Annotated in this window: 22 protein-coding genes and 1 tRNA gene; 6 read left to right on the top strand and 17 right to left on the bottom strand. The window is 34.9% G+C overall.

The features are described from left to right. Positions 1-42: 42 nt before the first annotated feature. The 3 genes from AR685_RS12400 (at position 43) to AR685_RS12390 (ending at position 1,654) form a co-directional block, all read left to right on the top strand. Entirely contained in the window at positions 43-810 is a 768-nt protein-coding gene (locus AR685_RS12400) for an MBL fold metallo-hydrolase (RefSeq protein ID WP_059124760.1), read from the top strand. A 75-nt stretch (positions 811-885) separates the two neighbouring features. Continuing rightward, positions 886-967: transfer RNA gene (locus AR685_RS12395), tRNA-Leu, on the top strand. Positions 968-1,162: 195 nt separating this feature from the next. Further along, positions 1,163-1,654 carry a cupin domain-containing protein gene (locus AR685_RS12390; protein WP_059124759.1) on the top strand — a complete coding sequence of 164 codons (492 nt, stop codon included), beginning with the start codon at positions 1,163-1,165 and terminating at the stop codon, positions 1,652-1,654. Between the two features lie 100 nt (positions 1,655-1,754). Here AR685_RS12390 and AR685_RS12385 read toward each other — a convergent pair whose 3' ends face one another. The 3 genes from AR685_RS12385 to queG form a co-directional block, all read right to left on the bottom strand. Beyond that, entirely contained in the window at positions 1,755-2,387 is a 633-nt protein-coding gene (locus tag AR685_RS12385; RefSeq protein WP_059124758.1) for a murein L,D-transpeptidase catalytic domain-containing protein, read from the bottom strand. Positions 2,388-2,416: 29 nt separating this feature from the next. Beyond that, positions 2,417-3,100: a TIGR02117 family protein gene (locus AR685_RS12380; RefSeq protein WP_059124757.1), complete on the bottom strand. Its 684-nt coding sequence runs from the start codon at positions 3,098-3,100 to the stop codon at positions 2,417-2,419. A gap of 360 nt (positions 3,101-3,460) precedes the next feature. Next, the gene (queG, locus tag AR685_RS12375) at positions 3,461-4,408 is read right to left on the bottom strand and encodes a tRNA epoxyqueuosine(34) reductase QueG (RefSeq protein WP_059124756.1); all 948 of its coding nucleotides are present in this window, start codon (positions 4,406-4,408) and stop codon (positions 3,461-3,463) included. Between the two features lie 105 nt (positions 4,409-4,513). Between queG and AR685_RS12370 the strand changes: the two genes are divergently transcribed. Beyond that, positions 4,514-4,813, top strand: coding sequence for a rhodanese-like domain-containing protein (locus tag AR685_RS12370; protein ID WP_047445668.1), 300 nt, complete (start codon positions 4,514-4,516; stop codon positions 4,811-4,813). Positions 4,814-4,837: 24 nt separating this feature from the next. Then, on the top strand, positions 4,838-5,455 hold the full coding sequence (locus AR685_RS12365; protein ID WP_059124755.1) for a hypothetical protein: 618 nt from the start codon (positions 4,838-4,840) through the stop codon (positions 5,453-5,455). 111 nt (positions 5,456-5,566) lie between these two features. Here the strand turns inward: AR685_RS12365 and AR685_RS12360 are convergent, their stop codons facing one another. The 11 genes from AR685_RS12360 to AR685_RS12310 all read right to left on the bottom strand — a co-directional run bounded on the left by AR685_RS12360 (position 5,567) and on the right by AR685_RS12310 (position 19,706). Next, the gene (locus tag AR685_RS12360; protein ID WP_059124754.1) at positions 5,567-6,340 is read right to left on the bottom strand and encodes an alpha/beta fold hydrolase; all 774 of its coding nucleotides are present in this window, start codon (positions 6,338-6,340) and stop codon (positions 5,567-5,569) included. 3 nt (positions 6,341-6,343) lie between these two features. Then, positions 6,344-7,333 (bottom strand): NAD(P)H-dependent flavin oxidoreductase, encoded by a 990-nt coding sequence (locus AR685_RS12355; protein WP_228376437.1) that lies wholly within the window; start codon positions 7,331-7,333, stop codon positions 6,344-6,346. A gap of 91 nt (positions 7,334-7,424) precedes the next feature. Next, positions 7,425-8,792, bottom strand: a complete 1,368-nt coding sequence (locus AR685_RS12350; protein ID WP_047445663.1) for a peptidylprolyl isomerase — start codon at positions 8,790-8,792, stop codon at positions 7,425-7,427. A 91-nt stretch (positions 8,793-8,883) separates the two neighbouring features. Then, on the bottom strand, positions 8,884-9,804 hold the full coding sequence (locus tag AR685_RS12345; RefSeq protein WP_059124753.1) for a PfkB family carbohydrate kinase: 921 nt from the start codon (positions 9,802-9,804) through the stop codon (positions 8,884-8,886). Between the two features lie 112 nt (positions 9,805-9,916). Then, positions 9,917-10,474 (bottom strand): gliding motility lipoprotein GldD, encoded by a 558-nt coding sequence (gene gldD, locus AR685_RS12340; RefSeq protein ID WP_047445659.1) that lies wholly within the window; start codon positions 10,472-10,474, stop codon positions 9,917-9,919. 114 nt (positions 10,475-10,588) lie between these two features. Further along, complete coding sequence (mutY, locus tag AR685_RS12335; RefSeq protein WP_059124752.1) at positions 10,589-11,635, bottom strand: A/G-specific adenine glycosylase; 1,047 nt, start codon at positions 11,633-11,635, stop codon at positions 10,589-10,591. Between the two features lie 272 nt (positions 11,636-11,907). Beyond that, the gene (locus tag AR685_RS12330) at positions 11,908-13,269 is read right to left on the bottom strand and encodes a DUF5458 family protein (protein ID WP_047445655.1); all 1,362 of its coding nucleotides are present in this window, start codon (positions 13,267-13,269) and stop codon (positions 11,908-11,910) included. Between the two features lie 23 nt (positions 13,270-13,292). Next, positions 13,293-13,829 carry a type VI secretion system contractile sheath small subunit gene (locus AR685_RS12325; protein ID WP_082002140.1) on the bottom strand — a complete coding sequence of 179 codons (537 nt, stop codon included), beginning with the start codon at positions 13,827-13,829 and terminating at the stop codon, positions 13,293-13,295. A gap of 151 nt (positions 13,830-13,980) precedes the next feature. Next, positions 13,981-16,077, bottom strand: coding sequence for a M13 family metallopeptidase (locus AR685_RS12320; RefSeq protein ID WP_059124751.1), 2,097 nt, complete (start codon positions 16,075-16,077; stop codon positions 13,981-13,983). Between the two features lie 143 nt (positions 16,078-16,220). Next, the gene (locus tag AR685_RS12315; protein ID WP_047445650.1) at positions 16,221-18,263 is read right to left on the bottom strand and encodes a M13 family metallopeptidase; all 2,043 of its coding nucleotides are present in this window, start codon (positions 18,261-18,263) and stop codon (positions 16,221-16,223) included. A gap of 192 nt (positions 18,264-18,455) precedes the next feature. Next, positions 18,456-19,706, bottom strand: a complete 1,251-nt coding sequence (locus AR685_RS12310) for a CinA family nicotinamide mononucleotide deamidase-related protein (RefSeq protein ID WP_059124750.1) — start codon at positions 19,704-19,706, stop codon at positions 18,456-18,458. 113 nt (positions 19,707-19,819) lie between these two features. On the opposite strand from AR685_RS12310, the gene AR685_RS12305 reads away from it, so the two are divergent. Continuing rightward, on the top strand, positions 19,820-20,296 hold the full coding sequence (locus AR685_RS12305) for a hypothetical protein (RefSeq protein ID WP_047445646.1): 477 nt from the start codon (positions 19,820-19,822) through the stop codon (positions 20,294-20,296). A gap of 138 nt (positions 20,297-20,434) precedes the next feature. On the opposite strand, the gene AR685_RS12300 is transcribed toward AR685_RS12305, so the two are convergent. The 3 genes from AR685_RS12300 to AR685_RS12290 all read right to left on the bottom strand — a co-directional run bounded on the left by AR685_RS12300 (position 20,435) and on the right by AR685_RS12290 (position 23,622). Then, on the bottom strand, positions 20,435-20,974 hold the full coding sequence (locus AR685_RS12300) for a lipocalin family protein (protein ID WP_047445645.1): 540 nt from the start codon (positions 20,972-20,974) through the stop codon (positions 20,435-20,437). An 86-nt stretch (positions 20,975-21,060) separates the two neighbouring features. Further along, positions 21,061-21,795: a LytR/AlgR family response regulator transcription factor gene (locus tag AR685_RS12295; protein WP_047445642.1), complete on the bottom strand. Its 735-nt coding sequence runs from the start codon at positions 21,793-21,795 to the stop codon at positions 21,061-21,063. 60 nt (positions 21,796-21,855) lie between these two features. Further along, positions 21,856-23,622 carry a histidine kinase gene (locus AR685_RS12290; protein WP_047445640.1) on the bottom strand — a complete coding sequence of 589 codons (1,767 nt, stop codon included), beginning with the start codon at positions 23,620-23,622 and terminating at the stop codon, positions 21,856-21,858. Positions 23,623-23,645 lie beyond the last annotated feature (23 nt).

The raw sequence follows: 23,645 nt of genomic DNA, 5'->3' as shown, positions 1-23,645 counted from the left end.
ATTTTTCGTAAATTTACCAAAATTAAACCAACCTCAAAACAAATGAAGTTGAAATTTTTAGGAACCGGAACTTCTCAGGGCGTTCCCGTTATTGGTTGCAACTGCGAGGTATGCACCTCAAAAAATCCAAAGGACAACCGTTTCAGATCATCTGCAATGGTAACAACCGATGAAAATAAAAAAATCCTCATCGACTGCGGCCCCGACTTTAGGCAGCAAATGCTGATCAACAGAGAAAACCATATCGACCTTGCGCTTTTAACCCATGAACATAATGATCACGTTATAGGTCTTGATGACATGCGTCCGTTAATTTTCAAAAGCGGTAAAAATATGCCGCTTTACTGTAGTGAAAGAGTAGGAAATGAGGTTAAAAACCGTTTTCCATATGCATTTGCTGATGATAGATATCCGGGAGCCCCTGCGTTTGATTTGCATAGCATTGAAAACAATTCTTTTGAAGTCTTAGATATTGAAATAACTCCTGTAGAAGTTATACACTACAAAATTTCAGTTTTCGGTTATAAATTTAAAAACTTAGCATACATTACTGATGCCGGCTTTATTTCAGATACTGAAAAGGAAAAACTTAAGAATCTGGATGTACTGATTTTAAACTGCATCCGTAAATTTGATCCACATCCTGCTCATTTTATTCTGGCAGACGTCATAAAATTACATGAAGGGCTTAAACCCAAGAAATTATTTTTAACGCATATCAGTCATCATTTTGGGCTGCATGACATTGAAGATAAGTTACTTCCCGACGGAATACACCTTGCCTACGACGGTTTGGAGATAAATTTCTAAAGAAAAATTCGCAAAAAGTTTTTGAACATTAAAAAAAGTTCCTATATTTGCACACCAATTTAAAACAAACATCAAGCCCAGTTGGCGGAATTGGTAGACGCGCTAGACTCAAACTCTAGTATCGAAAGATGTACCAGTTCGATTCTGGTACTGGGTACAAAAAAGGCACTAACTGCAGACAGTTGGTGCCTTTTGATTTTATTCACAAGGTAAATTCATGTAACAGGGAAAAACAGCTTTTCCCCTTCTACTATTTCATTATTATCAATCAAATGAATTGTTGCGTGTAATATTTTTATTAATTTAGATAATTAAAGGTAAGAATAAAGTAGAGAGTACTCAAATAATTAGGATGAATAAAGATATTACAATAATCGAAAGCAAAGAAGGTCAATTCTTAGGCATTGCTGGCGGAAATTATAGAATTATAATCTCGGGTGATCAAACGAATGGCAACTATGCAGTGATAGAAATGGTTGTACCTCCCAATGGAGGGCCACCTCCGCATGCTCACGAAGATACGCAGGAGATGTTTTATGTTTTGGAGGGAGAAGTAGAATTTAAAACAGAACATGAGAAAAAGACGGTTGGTAAAGATGGATTCATCAACATTCCTTTGGGAGGAGCAGTGCACTGTTTTAAGAATCAATCCAAAGAATTCGCAAGATTACTTTGTACTGTAGTTCCTGCCGGACTGGAAAAAATGTTTGTGGAAATAGGCGAACCTGTTGCTTTCGGAGAATTTTTAAAAATGCCGGAATTAACTGAAGAAAGAAAACAATTACTTAAACAACTTGATCTGAAATACAATCAAAAAACCTATCCTCCAGACTTTTTAGACTAATGGAGAATCAGTTCAAAGGTATTTTTTCTACTTAAAAAATTTCACTGAAAATATATTCATTTTCCGATAAAAGAAAGTTTCTATGATTATTCAGGGATGTTTATTCATTATAAATCCACATCAAAACTGGCTTTCCAGACTTTTTAATGAGCGGATCAATCTTTCTCATCGCATTATTTGAAATCGTCGGGCAGCCCCAGCCTTCCGGTGAGCCTTTTGGAAAAACCTCTTTATCGCTCATCAAATTCCATGAATGAAAAACGATAAATCTCTTCATTGCATTACTGTTGGTCTCTTCAAGTCCGTGCATCAAATATTTTATATTAATTCCCCAATCGCTGTGACCTCTTCCTGATATCATATACTTTCCCAATGAAGAAAGGTGACTTCCGTCTTCATTGCTGAATGATGGATCTTCTTTTGATTCATCACTGCTCCATGCGTTTTTTCCGCAACCATGACCAACAAGATATTGACCCGAAATTTTACCCTTTGTAAAATCCCATATTACAAAACGGTTTACCCCAGAATGCAGGCTCATATCAATCAGAATGCAGAAATCATAATTCATGTTTTTTCTTCTGCAAAAGTCAAGAGCTTCCTGCGCTTTCTTTTTTGTTTTAATTAAATCTAATTCCGGTTTCTTTATTCCAACACCTGTCTTTTCCTTAGAAATAATCGTGCGTAACGACCTCTTGCTATCATTCTGACATGAAACAAAAAAAAGTACCATCAAAAATAAAAAGGAAAATCGCACTTGAATTATTTATAATGAATGAAAATTCCGTAGTCTGTAGGTGTCCAAAGTGCTGCTTTTTGGCCGGCTGCTTTCAAGGCATTATTTGCCCACGTGTTGCAGGTATCTAAGAAGCTGTAACGTCCCCGCGCATCATAAAAAGCATCATTATCACTGTAAACCGCTTTCGTTGGGATCAAAATATAATTACCTTTCTGATCTTTATCAAATTTAGCATCAATAAATTTGATAAGATCCTGATACTGCTTTCTGCTGATCATTATTTTTTTGCAGTCTGATGCTTCCGTCATTGTTTTATAAAATGAAGTATGCATTGCAGATTCACTCATCCAAAAAGCAGCTTTCACAGCGGTTGAAAATTTCAGATCTGCCCACGTCGGTGTATCCAGATAAAAACCTTTATCACCCCAACCTATTCCCACATAGTTATAATCTGTTTTTTTCGATGTTGTATTTGCGAAAGGAATGCTAGAACTCCAGTCGTGAAGATCATTTTTCACGGGCATGACGATATCGGTATGAACGCCATTGGTGTAGATATATATGGGAACTTGTTTTTTGCCGCCATCATCTTTTGCCGAAACTTCAATGAATGGCAGCAAATAGCCCAAAAGTGCGTACACTACGATGATTCCCAAGATGATTCCTAAAGTTTTAAGGAGGTAAATGAATATTATTTTCGCACTCATGTTGATGATTGTAGATGAATAAAATTTAATTATCAATTTTTCGTAAAAGTATTTGTTTTATTCCGAAAAATCAGTAAATTTAGTCAACAAAGTATCACGAATATGCACAAAAACACGAAATCCCAAAAAAGATTTAAAGTAAGAGTAAAAACAGCTCCTAAAAGAACTCAGAAAAAACGTTGATTTTCTTAAAGATAATATCTTTTTGAAAGTCAATTTTTCTTTTACAGGACAGGATTTTTTAATTTTTGCGAATTAAAATCTTTAGTTTCTTTAAAAACAAAATTTTAAGGAAAGGACAATTACCCACTTTATTTTTGGAAAGTAAAATTTTCAAACAGGTATTTTCAACTTTAGATTTTACATCAATTGTTCCGAAAAGCCATTCAAAAATTCAATATTTCTTTTCAATCCCGTAAATTTCGTCCGTTTTACCGGTGACTTTCTGAAGATTTCCGAGAATAGCTCCTGAGTTAATTCTTTCCACTCCCCTTTCCTGAAATTTTTTAATGCTTCATTGGGTTTAAATTTCGTCTGAAGACTCGGAGCAGAAAAACGGTTCCATGGGCAGACGTCCTGACAGATATCGCAGCCAAACATCCACTCCTCCATTCTGTCTTTAAAATAATCCGGAATTTCATTTTTCAATTCGATTGTCGCATAAGAAATACATTTGCTTCCATCCACAATTTTATCAGACACAATCGCATCTGTGGGACAGGCATCAATACATTTCCTGCAGCTTCCGCAGTGATCAGTTGTTTCATTATCATTAACCAATTCCAGGTCGCAGATGATTTCAGCTAAAAAATAGAATGAGCCACTTTGTTTGGTAATTAAATTAGCATTCTTCCCTACCCAGCCAATTCCTGATTTTTTGGCCCAGCTCCTTTCAAGAACAGGAGCAGAATCTACAAATACACGGAAACCAAAATCACCAATTTCGTTTTGCAATTCCAGAACCATATCTCGGAGAATTTCTTTGATCACTTCATGGTAATCTTCTGCGTAAGCATATTTTGATATTTTAAAATTCTCTAAAGTGGAAATTTTTTCTTCAGGAAAGTAATTGTAAGAAAGCGAAATAACTGATTTTGAACCTTCCACCAGCAATCGCGGATCGAGACGTTTATCAAAATGATTTTCCATGTATTTCATTTCGCCATGGAAATTATTTTTGAGCCACTTTTCCAAATGACGAGCGTCTTCTTCGAGAAAATCTGCTTTGGAAATTCCACAATTCTGAAACCCAAAACTTTTGGCTTTGGCCTTAATTAATTGTGAATATTTTTCGGAAGTTGAATTCATTATTTTACATTGCAAAACTAAGATTATTTTATAAATTTGTTGGTCTTTGGATTTGTGAAAAATTTATGATCCATTTAATGTATTAACTCTAAAAAATCAAATATTATGTCATTAGCAGAAGTTTTAAAATCAGGAAATTACCACTTAATCGACGTTCGTGAACCCATGGAATTGGAAATGGACGGAAGTATTGACGGTGCTCAGAATATTCCTTTAGGTGAAGTAGAAGACAGAAAAGACGAGATTTTGTCAATTGAAAAACCAGTTGTATTGTTTTGCAGAAGCGGAAACAGAAGCGGAAAGGCATTAGAATTCCTTCAGTCTGAAGGTTTAAAAGATGGCTACAACGGTGGCGGATGGTCAGAGTTGAAAGCGCATTTAGAAGCAAATCAAGGAACTTTTTAAGTTCCTTTTTTTATATCTTTAAGTATGAATTTAAGAGACTATTTCTTTCAACTTTGTTTATCATTCAGTCAGAATGAAATACTGGCTGACAATTTATGGCTTGAAATTGAAAAGAAATACTCTGAAAAAGGAAGACATTATCACAGTTTAAGCCATTTGGAGAATATGCTTTCTGAATTGGAATTTGTGAAAGATAAAATCCTAGACTTCCGTACTGTTTCCTTTTCCGTTTTTTATCATGATGTGATTTATGACGCAACTTCAAAACTGAATGAAGAAAAGAGTGCAGAATTTGCAAAGTCGAGACTTCAAAAGTTGGGTTTAAATGAAACTGACATTACCGAAATCTCAGAACAGATTTTAGCGACAAAATCTCATCAGAAATCTGAAAAAAGTGATATCAGTTATTTATTAGATGTTGATTTGTCTATTCTGGGAAAAGATCCTGAAACATATTTAGATTATACCAAAAACATCCGAAAAGAATATTCCATTTATCCTGATTTTCTCTACAAACCGGGAAGAAGAAAAGTCTTAAAGCATTTTTTGGAGCTTGAAAGTATTTTTAAAACTGAATATTTTAAAGAAAAGTACGAAGTTCAGGCAATAAAAAATATAGAATTTGAACTGAACGGCTTATAGTTTTTGGCTGAAGCCATTTAGTTCATACCATTAAAGCGGACTAAAGTCTTCTCGTATTGATTTTTTTTTAAATAAGAGATATTTACCAAAAATTCTTTGAACTTTCGCAAATCAAATTATGGTTGAGTTTATAAATTCAATTGATTTATTTAAAACAATCTCGGGAGTTTCTTTATGCGGTGTATGCCCAACATTCGGAATGATAAACTTTTCTGAATTTCCGCTTACCTGTGTAAACGTCTTATCAACCTGATCCAAACTTCCGTACTCATCGTTTTCTCCCTGAACAAATAAGAGTGGACAGATAATATTTTTCAACATTGGCTCAATATTCCAAGATCTGAATTCATCGCTGAGCCAAATTTCTGTCCATGCTTTTACAATGGTATCCACTTTATCCCCGTGGTATTTTTGCAGACGTTCCGGCAGATTTGTGGTTTTGTAAGCATCTAAAGCTTTTTTCACGCCTTGCACTGTAATATCTTCCACAAAAATATGTCCGGCCTCGCAGATTAAAGCTTTTACTTTTTCAGAATATTTAGATGCAGCAATTAATGCAATTGTACCGCCATCGCTGTGCCCGAAAAGAACCGCATCTTTAATATTTAATTTAGAAAGCAAATCATTAAGCAAATCAGCTTCCAGTTCCATGTAATTGCTCTCTCTTTTATGGGTCGCCATTGTAAAGGACTTTCCATATCCAAGGCGGTCGTAGACTAGAAAATTACAACGAACAGCAGTAGCCAGTTTCTCAGGAAAATCTCTCCAAAGCTCAACTGAGCCTAAAGAATCATGCAAAAACACAATTGTCGGTTTGTTTTCGAATGAATGATTAAATTTTATAAATAAGTTTTGCCCTTTTACATCAATTACCTTTTCAATCATTATTTATAAACCAGGATTTTTCGTTGCATTAAATTCTCTCAAAAGATTGGCAAAAACCTCTTTTACAGGAAGAACCTCATCAATCAACGCTGAAACCTGACCGATTTCCAGCTCACCTTCTTCCATGTCACCTTCAAACATTCCTTTCTTTGCTCTTGCTCTTCCTAAAGCTGCTATTAATGACTCCGAATTTCTCCCGACGTTATAGATATCTTCCAAATCATTGAAAAATTTATTTTTAACCAATCGTACGGGAGCCAGTTCTTTTAAGGTTAAATGCGTGTCTCCTTCATTCAGTTCGGTGATTTTCTTCTTCCATTTTTCGTGGGCACTTGCTTCGAGCGTAGCTGCAAAACGGCTTCCGATCTGTACTCCGTCTGCACCTAAAATCATCGCTGCTTTCATTTGGGAACCTAGGGCAATTCCACCCGCTGCAATTAATGGTTTTGAGATATGTTTTCTTACGTTGGGAATCAGGCATAAAGTTGTGGTTTCATCTCTTCCGTTATGACCGCCTGCTTCAAATCCTTCGGCTACAACAGCGTCTACTCCGGCATCTTCACACTTCATCGCAAACTTAGTTGATGATACTACGTGTGCCACTTTCACTCCCTCTTTTTGTAATATTTCGGTATATGTTTTAGGACTTCCGGCCGATGTAAAAACTATTTTCACACCCTCCTCTAAAATGATATTGATAATTTCTTCTAAATTGGGGTAAAGCAAAGCAACATTAACACCAAAAGGTTTATCGGTAGCTTTCTTACATTTCTGAATATTTTCGCGTAAAATATCGGGATACATGCTTGCAGAACCAATCAGCCCCAATCCGCCACAGTTTGAAACTGCAGAAGCCAACTTCCAACCGGAATGCCAGATCATGCCTGCCTGAATGATAGGATACTGAATATTAAAAAGTTCGGTAATTCTATTTTTGCTTTCCTGCATCTCGTGAAGTTTTTTGGCTGAATTGAAATCTATAAAATTGCTCATGGTGTAAAAATACTAAAAACCTAGATTTGACAATAGATCTCGTGTACAAATTGCATAAAAAAAGCCTTCAGAAAATTCTGAAGGCTTTCATTTATTTTTTAATTGATTCTTTCTTCCAGTTTCCTTTAAAATCACAATTGTCATAACGGCCATCGATAGAAATAAAGGTTGTTGATATTTTTGAGTTTACAAATTTCTCAACCATCTCGCCTTGTTTTTTTCTCAAAGCCATCTGCTTTATTCTGTCATAGTCAGTTTCCAAAGTAATTTGATGGGAAGGAATTACATCTTCTATTTTTACAATTTTCACCACTTTTCTTTCTCTTTCATCTTTATCATCAAATGCTGTTGTAACATCTCCTTTGTTCAGTCCTGCCAGCTCGTAGCTGATTGATACAGGAATACTTTCCCTTTCAATTTTATTTGAACCATCAGCTCCAGCAATTACTCCCGCGTTAAATTTTGTTTTTTTATCATCCGAAAATTTAAAAGAAGCATCTTTAAAAGTAATTTTCTCAGCAAGAATTAGACCTCTTATGCTATCTAATTTTTTTCTTGCTGTATTCATCTCTGCATCTGTAGGAGTTGCCATCAAAAGAATATGTCTTGCGTCATAAGCTTTACCAGACTTTTTCACCAACTGAATGATGTGGTATCCGAACTCTGATTCAATAGGTTCAGAAATTTCACCTTCCTGAAGATTCAGAGCTGCAGCCTCGAAAGGTTTAACCATCTGACCTTTGAATACGTTTTTCATCAAACCTCCGTTAGGTGCAGAACCTGGATCTTCAGAATAAATTCTTGCCTGGCTTTCAAAGCTTTCTCCACCAGCAATATCCTGTTTTATCTTCTTTAATTTACTGATCAGTTCATCTTTGTGAGCCTCAGTCAATTGTGGTTTCATAACAATTTGAGAAATTGAAACCTCATCTTTAATTTCCGGCAACTGAGATTTGTACAGATTATAGAAGTCTGTCACCTCATTTGGAGTAACATCAGCTTTTTCTGTAATTCTCTGATATTTTGCCTGACCGTAATACGTATCTGTATCAATTTTCTCGATAGCATTCTTCATCTCGTATCCGGTTCTGAATTTATAAGCCGTCAACATTGATTTCTCATCAGGAAACTGAGAAAGCAACTGGTTATATTTAGCATTTGCCTGCTCTTTGATTGACGCAGAGCGGTTTTCGATTAGGGTATCTTTTTTAGCTTCAAAAACAAGGAATTTGTTATTGATAAGATTTTCAAGAAACTCACATTTATCTGCTGTACCAGCACCTTGCTGCTTTGCATAATTCATCTGTTCCTCCACATCAGATTCGAGAACAATTTCATCGCCAATCACTGCCGCAATACCATCAATCAACTGACCTTGCTTTAGCTGAGCCTGTACATTTGTTGAAAACAACAAAGCAAAAACTCCAAAAAGAAAAGCGATTTTTAATTTATTTATCATTTTACTATTTTAAACGAGTTGCAAATTTATAATTCTTAGCGAATTACACTCAATTTTTTATTATAAATATTTCTTAAAAAAGCCTGATTGATTACAGCTCAACAGTAAAAGTCGTCAATTCTTTAAATTGATTGATTCTTTCTAACATATCAGCCTCTGTAATTTCTTCAAGTCTCTCTGTTCCAAATTTTTCTACTGTGAAAGAAGCCATCGCAGATCCTACGATTAAAGCTGACTTCATTGTTTCAAAATCGAACGTTCCTTTTTTCGCTAAATATGCTGCAAAACCTCCTGCGAAAGTATCTCCAGCACCAGTAGGATCGAAAACTTCTTCTAATGGAAGTGCAGGAATGGCAAATATTTTACCATCATGGAAAAGAATCGCACCGTGCTCTCCTTTTTTTATGATCACAAATTTTGGTCCCATTGTATGAATCACCTTCGCTGCTTTCACCAAAGAATACTCTCCTGAAAGTTGTCTTGCTTCTTCATCATTGATGCTTATTACATCAGTTTTAGCAATCATATCTTTTAAAATATCCATCGCAGAATCCATCCAGAAATTCATGGTATCTAAAATAACCAATTTAGGACGCTGATTCATTTTTTCAAGAACAGAAAGCTGAACACCTGGGTGAAGATTTCCTAAAAGTAAAATCTCTGCATCCTGCATTGATTCAGGAATTTTAGGGTCGAAGTTTTCAAGAACGTTCACTTCAGTTGCTAAGGTATCTCTTGTATTTAAATCATTGTGATATTTGCCCGACCAGAAGAAAGTTTTTCCATCTTTTACGATTTCCAGTCCTTCTATGTTGATATCTCTTTTGGTAAACATATCAAGATGCTCCTGAGGAAAATCTCCTCCAACAACAGAAACAATCCCAGACTTCACTCCCATTACAGATGAAGTAATCCCAATATATGTGGCAGCTCCTCCTAAAATCTTATCTGTTTTACCAAACGGTGTTTCTATTGCGTCAAAAGCAACACTTCCTACAACTAAAAGTTTCATATGTATTTTATATTTTTTTAATGATCATATGTAATCGTATCGATGACATATGTATTTTTAGTACTATAAGTAATCTCAGTGATTAAAATAGTTATTAATGTATTTTATTAATTTAATTTTTCCATTCAAATGTATCGAGCATGTGCATGATATCTTTTTTGATATAGTTCACTGCTGGCGACAAAGAGTCAGGTTTTGGTCTTGTATCGAAATACAAATAAGCCGTAACAAAATGTTTTGTACTGTCTGTAGCGTAAAACTGAAGGTTAGAAGCAGTCTGCCCTTTCAGTTCATAAAAATTTCCGTACACTTTCTTTTCAGGATACTGAAAAGATTTTGCATCGATAGAACTTGCTTTGATGGTATGCTCATAAACCATCTTCTCAGATTCTTTTACATGATCTGCAAAATCACCCTTTACTGGAAAATAGGTAATGAAAACTTTTGCTTTCATCTTAGGATAATTCATATAATACCAGCAAGGTTTTTTTGCTTCAACGATCTTAGCAAAATCTGAATACTCAAAAGTATAAGAACAGTTTGTATCAAATTTCTGATATTTCGGTGCGGGATATTCTAATCTCAATTCACCATATGGTTTTGGATTGGTTTCTTTTTCGCACGAAATGAGTAGCAGAGAGGCGAAGATAAAAATGACTTTTCTAATCATTTTGCAAAAATACAAATTACATTTCAGATTTTAGGGCACAAATTTCAGCATTTCAATGAGTTTTGAGCCTGAACTCCAATTTTACATTAAAGAATGTATCTTAAAAGAAAAAAATTAAAGAATACTGTAAGCGCATTGATAATTTTGAATATAATTTTCTAAAGGCTTAGGAAATGATCTGTCATGAGAATTTTCAACATCGGTAATTATGAATTCATTTTCAATAATAAAATTTCCCCAAGCTTCTTCTGAATCAACCTCAACATTAAAAATTTCTATGCTCAGATTCTTGTGTGTCAATTTATGATTAACAGTTTTTGTACTTTTAATAAAAGGAATTAATTCATCTGAAATTTCAAGTGGAAATTCAAATAGCTTTTTCCAGATAAAATCATCTTTTCTCTGCTGAATTAAAAATTCTCCATTCCTGTGAACGAAATAGTATTTTAATCCCAAGTCCTGTGTTTTCACCTTCTTTGTTTTTACAGGAAATTCCGAGACTTTATTTAAGGAAAAAGCGAGACAATCATTATGTATCGGACACACTCCACATAAAGGATTTCTGGGTTTGCAAATTTCCGAGCCTAAATCCATCATTGCCTGATTAAAATCTCCAACGTTTTCAGACATAACTAAATGCGACAACTCTGAAAAATAATTAAACGCCCTTGAATTTGAGATATCAAAATCATCCGCAAAAACACGGCTTAAAACTCTGTAGAAATTTCCATCAACAGCAGGCATTTTTCCATTAAAACAAATACTGGAAACTGCGGCGGCTGTGTATTTCCCGACACCTTTTAGTTTTAAAATCTCATCATAGTCGGTAGGAAAAACACCATTGTGTTCATTGATGATTTGCTGTGCTGCTTTATGAATATTGATTGCGCGCGAATAATAGCCCAACCCTTTCCAATAAAGTAAAACCTCATCTTCAGGAGCTTCTGCCAAAGTTTTCACATCCGGAAATCTTTCGATAAAATTATTGTAATGATTTAAGCCTTGTGCAATTCTGGTTTGTTGGAAGACAATCTCGCAAATCCAGATTTTGTAGGGATCTTTTGTATTTCTGAAAGGTAAATCTCTGGCATTGCTGTCATACCACTTCAAAAGTTTGGTTCCGATATGTAGAAATTCTGTTGTTTTTGTATTGTTTTCCAAAAAGCTATCTCATTTATATTTTGCAAAGATAATTTATTATTTGTCGTGTTTTTATGATTAAAAAATATGGAATTTTACTAAGTAGGGGTAATTTATATGAAAAATTATTTTTTCAAGTCTGCAGAAGTGCTGCTCCGACGGAGCTCGTTTTCTTTTTGCTTACTCTTTCAAACATTCAGATCCTACGGAACTGAATGTTTGAAATTTTTCTGAAATTATTCCACAAAAAAACCGATGCTTTCAACATCGGTTTTGTATTTATTTTAGAATCATTAATCCTGAATATACTCAGCATCCCACTCGTTACCGTCATCTCCTTTATGACCGTCAAGTTTAATGACAAAACTTTTAGTTGGGAAATACGGAGTTAAACGAATGTCTAGCCAAACTCTGTCTTTATTTACTTTATCCTGTTCGAAACGAACAATCTTAAATTTCTCAATTAATTTATCAGCACCTTTGATACCATCTAAGAATGTAACGATTTGTTTTCTTAAATCGTCTTCATTTTTAGCATTCCAGTTTTCGAAAGCTCTTCTGTTTAAGAAATCCAATAAAACTTTGGTTACATAATCGAATACACGAACTACAGAATACGTCTGAAGACCAATGTTATCGCCTGTAAATAATGTTTTAGCAGAGAACGCCATGATCTTACCATACTCGTTCACCATTGGTACAAGACCCATTTTTTCTAACTGGGAAATTTCACTTTTCTTCAGTTCGAATTTTACTGCGTCTACTTCGTTGATATTCCCGTGTTTTTTACCGGCTGCAACCTGAGACATCAATGTTTTATGAATCTTACCTGCTAATGAAGTTGAAGGTGGGAGTTCTACATTCTCTTCCTCACCCACTTCTTCGGCTCTTCCACGACCTACAAGCCAGTTACATGTCATGATAACATTACTTCTGTGCAATTCACCACCCGTAAGATTTGCAGAGTGGAATAAATCTACAACGTCATCAGGTTTGTCTAGGTTCGCAAAATCTGTAACCATCATAACTTTATTTTCGTTACAGATTTTCGCCCACTTCTCAATCACTTTATTAGATCCCAAATATCCCGGAATTGCTAAAATTGAGTAATTATCACGAAGATCTAAACGGTCATAATATTGCTTAAATTCTTCTGCCACAGCATCAATAAATAGAGGGTTATCTAAATCTGACATCTGCTCCAAGGTTGCATTGACAATACTAACATTATCAACTTTATCTAATTCAGTATTTTTATAAAACTGCGCAACTGTTCTGTAGTTTGTTTCCAACTGTCGAGCTGCATCGAGTGTATTTTTTAAATTAGTCTTTAGATTTTGATCAGCAGCCTGCGCTTTTGTTTTGCATGTATCTGCCATTTTCTCAGCAGATTCATTGCTTCCTAAAAGCTCAACCCAAAGATTGATTTTCTGAAGAAGCTCTTTTCTTTCATCCGCCTTATTGCCATCGTTCAAAAAAATTTCTTTTCTCGCTTTTCTTGTAGGATTCATATTGGCGATACCGTCAACGACAGATTCTATAAAACCGAAGCCTCCTATTTTATTTAATTCTTCAACAGGATTTCCCTTAGGTTTTCCGCTCTGTTGCTGTTGATTATGTTGTTGGCTTTCTGCAGCCTGTAATTTACTATCCATAATATTTGTGTAGGTTCTTTAGATTATTTTTCAAGTTCTTGTGCCACGTCCTTTAATGCCTCAATAAAAGCAGCTCTCGTTTGGTCATTTTCAAGCATATTGCGCAGAATCTTATTGGTTTTCAGCTGACGTACAATTTTATTATACTGCTCCTGCTCCATGCTGAGCTTCTGAAGGTAATCTGATTTCTGAACGAGGTTTTTGGGAGTGAAATCTGCAAGATTTTGAAAGCGAAATTCTTCTTCTACTATATTTCCGTCTTCTGTCTCATGCTGTACAGCTACAGACGGTTGAAAATGTCTGAAGACGTCATCTACAGTTTTTAGTCCTGTTACAATTTCGGGAACATAAGATTCATCTGTGGTAAGTTGGCTTACAATAAGAGATTTGTTTTCTTGGATTTCCTGAATAGCTTCATTAGCGTCGACCTTTACTTCGTTTCCGCCAACACCATAATTAAACATTGCCATATTATTATTATTTTGAGATTGTTGATTTTGGTTTGGATTAGCAAATTTTTGACCAATCCATTGTTTAAATTTATAAAAAAACTGTAACATACAAAATTTTGTAATGATTTTTCTTTAAATAAATCAATTAGCCTCGGATAACAAAATGATTTATAATACCCTTAGCTTTCACTAAGCTATGAAAAATAAATAAAAAAACGCACTATAAAGTGCGTTTTTCATATTAAGATATTAATAATTTTTACCAGATTTTAATCCTTTCTTCGGGAGCTTTATAAAGCTTGTCTCCAGGCTTAATATCAAAAGCTTTCATAAAACAATCCTGATTCACCAGTGGTCCGAAAGCCCTAAAATACCCGGGAGAATGCGGATCTGTTTTCACCTGATTCATCATGTACTGATCTGTCGATTTGGTTCTCCAAACCGTTGCCCAGCTCATGAAAAATCTCTGATCCTGATTAAATCCTGAAATTAATCCCGGATTGCCTTTGTCTTTCAGATACATTTGAAGAGCATCGTAAGCAACCGCCACTCCACCTAAATCGCCTATATTTTCTCCGCTTGTGAATTTGCCGTTAACAAAGCTTCCTTTTACCGGTTCATAGGCATCATACTGCGCTGCCAGTTGGCCCACTTTTGCGTCGAAATTTTTACGATCCTGCTCTGTCCACCAATTGTTCAGGTTTCCATCTCCGTCAAATCTTGAACCGCTGTCATCGAAGCCATGAGAAATCTCGTGACCGATTACCGCACCGATTCCTCCAAAGTTCACCGCTGCATCAGCTTTTGGATTGTAAAAAGGCGGCTGAAGAATTGCTGCAGGGAACACAATTTCGTTGTTAGATCCACTGTAATACGCATTGACGGTTTGTGGAGACATTCCCCATTCTGTTTTGTCAACAGGCTTTCCTACTTTTTCCAGACTTTTTTCATATTGCCATGCTGAAACATTCTGTAAGTTTGAATATAAAGTTGCGCCTTGTGAAGGACTTTCCACTTTTAATTTAGAATAATCTTTCCACTGATCAGGATAGGCTATTTTTACGGTGAATTTGGAGAGTTTCTCCTGAGCTTTCACTTTAGTTTCAGGAGACATCCAATCCATTTCACTGATGTGGTTTTTAAATGATTTTAAAATGTAATCGATGTAGATTTCCATCTGTTGCTTAGATTCGGGAGTGAAATATTCATCCACATACAATTTCCCGAAAGCTTCACCCAAAACACCGTTCACCAAGGCAAGACCTCTTTTATCCATCGCTCTTTGCTCTTTCTGACCCTGCAGATATTTGGAATAAAAATCAAAACGGATATTGTCTAAACTTTCACCCAAATTACTTGCATTACCATTAACTACATGATATTTCAGATAATCCTTCAATAACGGAAGATTTTTCTGATTGATAAACTGATCCATATTCTGGTAATATTTCATTTCACCAACGATCACTTTATCTGTATTGACACCTGCATCTTTTAAGTATTTTGCCAGATTTACATTTTTCACCAACCCAGACAATTCCGAAACATTTTTTGGATTATATCTCAAATTAGCATCTCTGTTCTGCTCTAAGGTCAGTAAATAATTAGCCAACTGCTTTTCAAAATCAACTACATTTTTTGCTACTGCATCTGAATTTTTATAACCTAAAACTCCAAACAACTGTCCCACATATTTTTGATATTCTGCTAAAGTTTTTGTGTTGGCTTCATTCACCTTTTGGTAATAATCTCTTCCTAAACCAAGATCTGGACCGCCAAGATACACCGCATTCATTTTAGAATTTTTCATATCGGCACTAACTCTCCATCCGTAAAACGAATTGTCGCCAAGTTTTGTCGCTTCTAAAAGATACTTCTGCAAATCATTGACATTTTTTATCGCATCAATTTTAGCCAAATCAGCCTTAATAGGATTTAAGCCATCAGCATTCCTCTTACTGACATCCATAAATGATGCGTACAAATTCTGAATTTTCTGACCCTCAGAACCTTCTGCATATTTTTCGGTTAAGATTTTATTTAAAATACTTAAAGAAGCATCATCTACGTTTTCTCTCAACGCATTGAAAGATCCCCAACTTGCTTTATCAGAAGGTATCTGAGTGGTTTTAACCCAATTTCCGTTCACGTAACTGAAGAAATCATCCTGTGGACGAACGGTCTTATCCATAAAAGAAAGATTAATTCCTTCTTCTTTTATTTCTTCTTTTACTGGTTCTGCAGCAGCTGCTACGGATGTTTCCACTTTTGGTGTTTCAACAGTTTTTCTCGTTCCACACGATTTTAAAAACACAATACCTGAAAATGCAAGTACTGCAATATTTACGTTTTTCATTAAATTAATTTTGATGTGTAATCAGTTTGATCAAATATAGGAAATTATGTTAAATGAAAATCGTTGATTTCTTGGCAAAATTGTTTGTGTTTTCATTTAAGTTCATAAAAAAAACCGCTCATTTCTGAACGGTTTGATATTGATTACCAGATTTTAATTCTGTCTTCCGGTTTTTTGTATAATTTATCACCAGGCTTCACATCAAAAGCTTTATAGAAAGCATCTACGTTGGTCAACGGACCGAAACTTCTGAAATATCCAGGAGAGTGGGGGTCTGTTTTCACTTGGTTTACCATATATTTTTCACTTGATAAGGTTCTCCAAACGGTTGCCCAGCTTAAGAAGAATCTCTGATCCTGAGTATAACCACTGATTACACCAGGGTTTCCTTTATCTTTTAAATACATCTGCAATGCGTCATAAGCAATATTTACACCTCCTAGATCTGCGATGTTTTCACCATTTGTGAACGTTCCGTTAACGAAAGTTCCCTTAACAGGCTCATATTTGTCGTACTGAGCAGCTAATGCTTTTGTCGCTTTTTCGAAGTTGGCTTTATCTTCCGGCGTCCACCAGTCAACTAAGTTTCCTTCTGCGTCAAACTGCGCACCTGAATCATCGAATCCGTGAGAAATTTCGTGACCGATAACCGCGCCGATTCCACCAAAATTAACCGCAGCATCTGCTTTTGGATTAAAGAAAGGAGGTTGAAGAATCGCAGCAGGGAAAACGATTTCGTTGTATACAGGATTGTAATATGCATTTACAGTCTGTGGAGTCATTCCCCATTCTGTTTTGTCAACCGGTTTTCCGATTTTTGCCAAATCTTTATTATACTGCCATTCTGCAATATTTTGAAGGTTTGCGTATAGATTTCCACCTTTAGATTCAGGAGTGATATTTAATTTAGAATAATCTTTCCAAGTATCAGGATAAGCGACTTTTACTGTAAATTTATTTAATTTAGTCATCGCTTTCTCCTTTGTTGTTGTAGACATCCACGTTAAGCCGTTGATGTGAACTGCGAAACTTTTCTTTAAATAATCAATCAGTTCAACCATCTGAGCTTTTGCTTCAGCCGGAAAATATTTTTCAACATACAGTTTACCGAAAGCTTCACCCAAAGAACCATTGATCAATTCATATCCTCTTTTGTTTAATGCTCTCTGCTCCTGCTGACCTCTTAAATATTTACCGTAAAAAGCAAATTTAGTATCTCCTAATTTTTCACTTAAATAAGAAGCACCACCGTTGATCATATGAAATTTAAGATAATCTTTAATTACCGGTAGATTTTTCTCATTCACCAACTGATCAAAGTTTTTGTAATATCCAATCTCACCGATGATCACTCTGTCTGTATTTACGCCTGCTTTTTTTAGATATGAAGCAAGGTCTACATTCTTTACCAAAGATGAAAGTTCAGCAATCGTTTTTGGATTGTACTGAAGTGTATTATCACGGCTCTGCTCATTCGTTAGCAAATGTTTAGCAATACTTTTTTCGTAATCTACAACACCCTTTGCAGCAGCGTCAGCATTTTTATAGCCTAACTCTTTCAACATTGAGGCCACGTATTTCTGATATTCTGCAAGAGCTTCAGTGTTTTTTACATCCACTTTCTGATAGTAATCTCTTCCCATTCCCAACGAAGCGTCACCAAGGTAAACGGCATTCATGTTAGAGTCTTTTAGATCAGAGTAAACTCCCCAACCGTAGAATGTATTATCACCATCTTTGGTTACAGAAGTTAAATAATTCTGTAAATCTTTTAGATTCTTGATTGCATCAATTTTGTTGATATTTTCCTGAATAGGCTTGATTCCGTCTGCATTTCTTTTCTGCATATTCATATACGTCGCATACAAATCCTGAATTTTTTTGCCTTCACTTCCTTCTGCAAATTTGTCTTTCAGAAGAGAATTTAAAATTGTCATCGAATTGTTGTCTGTATCATCAGCCAATTTGTTGAAACTTCCCCAAGTTGGTTTATCAGAAGGGATTTTTGCGGTTTTCATCCACGTTCCGCTTACGTAGTTGTAAAAATCATCCTGTGGACGAATAGATTTATCCATCAAACTGATGTCTAAACCTTTATCTGTTGTAGTTGATTTAGCCTGAGCGTTCAGCGTATTTTGCGAACAAATTCCTGCCAATAAAAACAAAGAAAGCGTTAATTTTTTCATAAGAAAACTTTTATTTTTTTTGAGGTCTTATGCAATCGTCAGTCTTTATGTGACTTTCATTCACTTTAAAACATTGCGATTTCATTGTCCTAATAATTTATACAATAAGTATATTGAATTTAAATTTTGTTACGGTAAAGTTAATTTATTTTACGAATCGAATTTTTCGGAAAAATGATCATTGAATTTCTGTTATTTTCGAATTAAAATCCCTACCAAATCCTGAATAATTTTTTGGGAGACGAAATAAATAAAATCATGTCTTTCAAGATGCGGAAGGTGAAGTTTGAAAGTTTCAGATTTATGGTTGACTTTTATGGTATAGTAAACCAACCCCACATCCTTGCCATCCTCTCCTTTTCCGGGACCGGCAACACCCGTTGTGGAAAGAGAAATATCTGTTTTGAATAAATTCTTACAGCCCTCTGCCATTTCGCGTGAAACTTCTTCGCTTACCACCGTGAAACGTTCGATGGTACTTTCTGAAACATGAAGAAGATCGATTTTCTTTTGTGTTGCGTAGGTGACAGTGCCACCGACAAAATATTTTGAGCTTCCTGGATTTGAAGTAAGCATTTGCGATAAATATCCACCAGTACAACTTTCAGCAGTAGAAATGGTTAATTCTTTTTCGCTTAAAATTTCTCCTAAAATCTTCTCAATTTTATCTTCTGAAGTAGCAATAATATTTTCTCCGATGATTGGAAATAGCTTTTGAATTTCGTCTTCCAGCTGAATTTGCAATAGATTTTCATCAGTTCCGGTTGCCGTCAGCCTTAGCTTCACCCTTGTTCCCACAGGAAGATAAGACAATGCAAGGTTTTCGGGCAGCGCCACTTCCCAATCTTCAATTTGATCTGCCAAAATACTTTCGGGTATTCCCACAACAGAAACGATTCTTGTAGAAATGTAATTCAGATTAAATTTATCTTTTAAATAAGGAACGATTTGATTTTTAATCAAAGGTTTTACTTCATAAGGCACACCCGGTAAACTGAAAGACAATTTTCCATCCTGTTTCATCATCATGCATGGTGCAGTTCCGAAATGATTCTGAAAAACTGTTGACTTTGTAGGTACAAAAGCCTGTTCACGGTTTCTTTCCAGAATTTCTATTCTGCCGCGTCTTTCCATATATCCTTTCAGATGTTCAAAAGTCACCTCATCCAAAGCAATTTCATCATCAAAAAATTCAGCTAATGCTTTCTTGGTTTTATCATCTCGTGTTGGCCCCAAACCTCCTGTTGTGATCACTAAATCACCCAATTCAAAAGCAGATTTCAGGGTGTTTTTAATAATTTCTATTTCATCTGAAATAGTAAAAATCTGTACGACTTTGATTCCGATATTTTTGAGCTCAGCTGCGATAAAATTAGAATTCGTATCAATAGTATTTCCTGAAAGAATTTCGTCACCAATGGTGACAAGAACTGCGTTTTGCATGATTTTAAATTAGAATAAATTCCCTACAAATGAAGTGAAAATCCTGATAGTGAACAAAAGAAAATGATTTTTTATATCTTTGATTTGAACTGTCTACAACTATTATAAAGATTATGACTAAATATGATGATGCGTCGTGGCATTATGGCGGAGATTTTCCCGAAGGAATTCCTGAAAAAAACAGCGCAACTCACAGCGGAATGTTTGTCAATTGGTGTATCAACAACAATTTACATTCTGACGAACTGAAAGAAGACTTCAAAAATGAAATTGAAAGTTTAAAAAAGCGTGAAATCACAGGTGCAGACTTTGTTATCAATACTTTAGATGGAAAATTTTCCGAGTATAATCTGAATGATTTAGGAAACGCTTTTGCGAAAGATTATTATGTTGACGAAACCGATTTTACGGATCAATTCAGTTCATTTGCGACAGATTACATCAATATTTTTGATTCTCTTGCCGAAGAAAGTGATTTTGAATATGAAACTTTTTATCACATTGAAGATACTTATGAAAACTATGATTTGATGAAACAGATTATTGACCATCGTTTTTTGGAGTGGAAAGAGTACAAGAATTTGAATTAAAAATAAAATTTGTCATTCTAAACGCAATGAAATGGGTGAAGAATCTATTTTTTAATTGTAAAAATACTTCCTCTGTCAGAATGACAAACTTTACGTTAAATAATTTAGCTTCCTTCGTCTCTTCTCTTCTCGCAATGACTAGTTATGTTTTACCCAGATTAAATCATCGGTCTTATAACCTAATTTTTGGGCTTTTGCCAAAAACCGTTCTTTGATGCTGTTTGGAATTTCTTTATTTCTCGATAAAATCCAGATGTATTTTGTGCTATTTCCCACCACTAAAGCGTTTTGATAATTATCATCAATATCGATAACATTGTAACCAGCCCAAATTGGTTTGAAAAATGAAACCTTCAACCTGGCCTCTGATTGATCATTGACGAATCTGGCTTCCCCGATAGATTCTTTCCATTCTTTTTTAACATAATTGTAGCCTTGGTTCTGAACTTTAATTGATCCATCAGGTTTGAGTGAATACGTCGCAGTTACATTATCCAGATTTTTTTCGAATTTGTAATCGAAACGTGCGATTTCATACCATTTACCAAGATATTTTTTTGAATTGAAGTTGGTGACTGCCGTTGCACCCTCAACAATACCTACCGAACAGGAGTTAAAAATCAAAAATCCGATAATACCCAAAGAAACCGGAATGGCTATTTTCTGAAAATTTTTCATATCTAATATTTTTGTCGATATTAAAATTCAAAAATGATGCCCAACCAATTTATAGTTTATGCCATAAGCTAACTTCCGTTTGCTGATTATGAAAAAACCTTTAAAAACTGATCTTTAAAACTTGAGGAAACTTCTATTTCGGTATCATCCGATAAGGTTGCAGTTCCGCTTTTATGATAAGATTTCACAAAATTAGTGTTGATAATATGCGAACGGTGAACTCTTACAAAAGGATTTTCAAGCAGATTATCAAAATGTTTCAGAAACCGGCAAACCATCTTTTTAGAATGATCAGTAAGATAAACCTGCGTAAAATTTCCATCAGCTTGAAGTCTTACAATATCTTCTGTTTTTACTACATCGAAACCCTGTAAAGTCGGTAGAATCAACTGTTGTTTTTCAGGTTTTAGTTTTAAATTTTCAAGAAGAATTTTGTTTCGATTGAGCTCCTCGTTCTTTTCAACATTTTCAGCAACCTTATTCACGGCCAAGATTAGTTCCTGAATATCAATCGGTTTTAAAATATAGTAACTCGCAGATTTGTTTAAAGCCTGAAGTGAATATTGCGAAAACGCAGTGATAAAAATGGTTTCGTAAGAAAATTCTTTCGTAGCTTCCAGTACATCAAAAGCGTTTCCGAACGGCATTTCAACATCCAAAAAAACCAATTGTGGCTGAGTTTCCGAAATCAAGGGAACTGCATCTTTAATATTTTCTGCTTCACCCAAAATCTCGATTTGAGGACAGTATTTTGCGAGATAATTCCTGAGAACATCTCTTGCAATTTTTTCGTCATCTACGAGTACGGATTTTATTTTCATTGTTCAGATTTTAGGTTGCATGACTCCGTTCACATTTGATATCATTAGACATCACATCATTTATAATTTATATTTTATTTCTACAAGTACACCATTTGAAGAATCCTTTATGGAACATACAATCTCCTTTTTATATAAATCATTCAGTAATCTTATTCTCTCCAGCGTATTCTTCATCCCGCGGCTTTCACGGTTTTTTTGATGAATCGTTTTCTGCTTTTTACTTTCCTCAATACCGATTCCATTGTCTTCGACACTGATTTTTAAGTTTCCGTTTGATTTTTCAAATTTTAATTTCAAAAGTCCTTTTTGGGTTCTGTAACGCAGTCCGTGCCAGATGGCATTTTCTAAAAACGGCTGAACCATCATTCCGGGAATCAGGAGATTCTGCTGGTTTAAATTTTCATCAACAACAATTTCGTAATCAAATTTATCTGTAAAACGGGTTTTTTCTAAAGCTAAATAATTCTGCAGTAAATCGAGTTCCTGCTGAAACGGGATTAAATCTTCCGAAGAATTTTCCATCACGCCACGCATCAGTTTCGAGAATTTGGTTAAATATTGGTTGGCCTCCAATTCATTATTTGTAGCAATAAATTGATTGACAGAATTTAAACTGTTAAAAATAAAATGTGGATTCATCTCACGACGTAAAGACTGTAAGGCAATTTTTTTATTTTTAATCTGGACTTTCTTTAATGTTCTGAAAATAAAAAACACCAATGCTGACAAAATAACTAATGCCACAATCAGACTGTAATTGAAAATATTTTTTTTCCGAATCAGCTCATCTTTCAGCTTTCTTTCCTGTTCGAGCTGTACTATGCGTTGCTCCGTATCTTCAAGTATTTTATTATCAACCAAGCTTCGGTCTTTGGAAACCAAATTGGGTAATTTCCCAAGAAAATCTCTATATAATTCTACAGAAGCGGCCACATTTTCTGAAATAGCGTAAAGGCTGTCGAGTTTTTTTACACTTTTCTGTGCTTCCAGAGTATGACCTTTACTTAGCGCAATATCATAGGCATTTTTCAATAAAACAATCGCTTCTTCTGGATCATTTTTTTTGATATAAATATCAGCCAGTTCCTGAATCTGTTCCACCTTTTGCTGAGAATTATCTTTAACAAAATCTTCTTTTAATACTGATTTTTTTGCTTTAATCGCTTTATCGAAATCTTTGTTTTCGAGATAAAAATCAGTTAATCTTTGGTTGATTATCAACGCTTGCTGAGGTGCATTTTCTTTTGAAATATTATAAGCATTATTGAAGTTTTCTTCTGCTTTCGGGATATTTTTTTGTTCAGCATTCACTTCAGCCATTTGGCTGTAACCTGCCGCTAAGTCTCCTTTTTCGTTTTCTTTTCGGCTGATATCAATATTATTCTGAATTGCCTCTGCTTTATTTTCCATCATGGGCGATGAAAGTCTTGAAGCGTCATTAGCATTTAAAACTTTTTTCGACTTTGAATATCCAATGTTTGATGCTTTTTCATAATTACTGACGGCAGATTTCAATTTATTCTGATTTTCCTGAGATTGCGCCAGTTTTCGGGTTACTTTTTCAAGATTCTGCTTGTCATTCAGTTTTTCGTAGATGTTTTTAGATTTAATAAAATACTCTTCACTTTTTGAAAAGTTTCCGTTATTGTAAAAGGTTTCTCCAATATTATAATATGAATCTGCTTCTGCTGATTCATTTTTGGTATCCACAGCTTTTTTGAGTTTTGAGGTTTCGGCGACAACTTCCTGCGTAGCTCTGTTCTGCGAATATATATTATTCGCAAAAATCACAAAAACAAACACAAAAACCCGAATCACATTCATAAAACAAAGATATACATATCTAT

This window comes from Chryseobacterium sp. JAH, from assembly GCF_001507335.1.
GTDB lineage: Bacteria > Bacteroidota > Bacteroidia > Flavobacteriales > Weeksellaceae > Chryseobacterium.
Note: the sequence above shows the minus strand (reverse complement) of the source record. Positions and strands in the feature narration are given on the sequence as shown.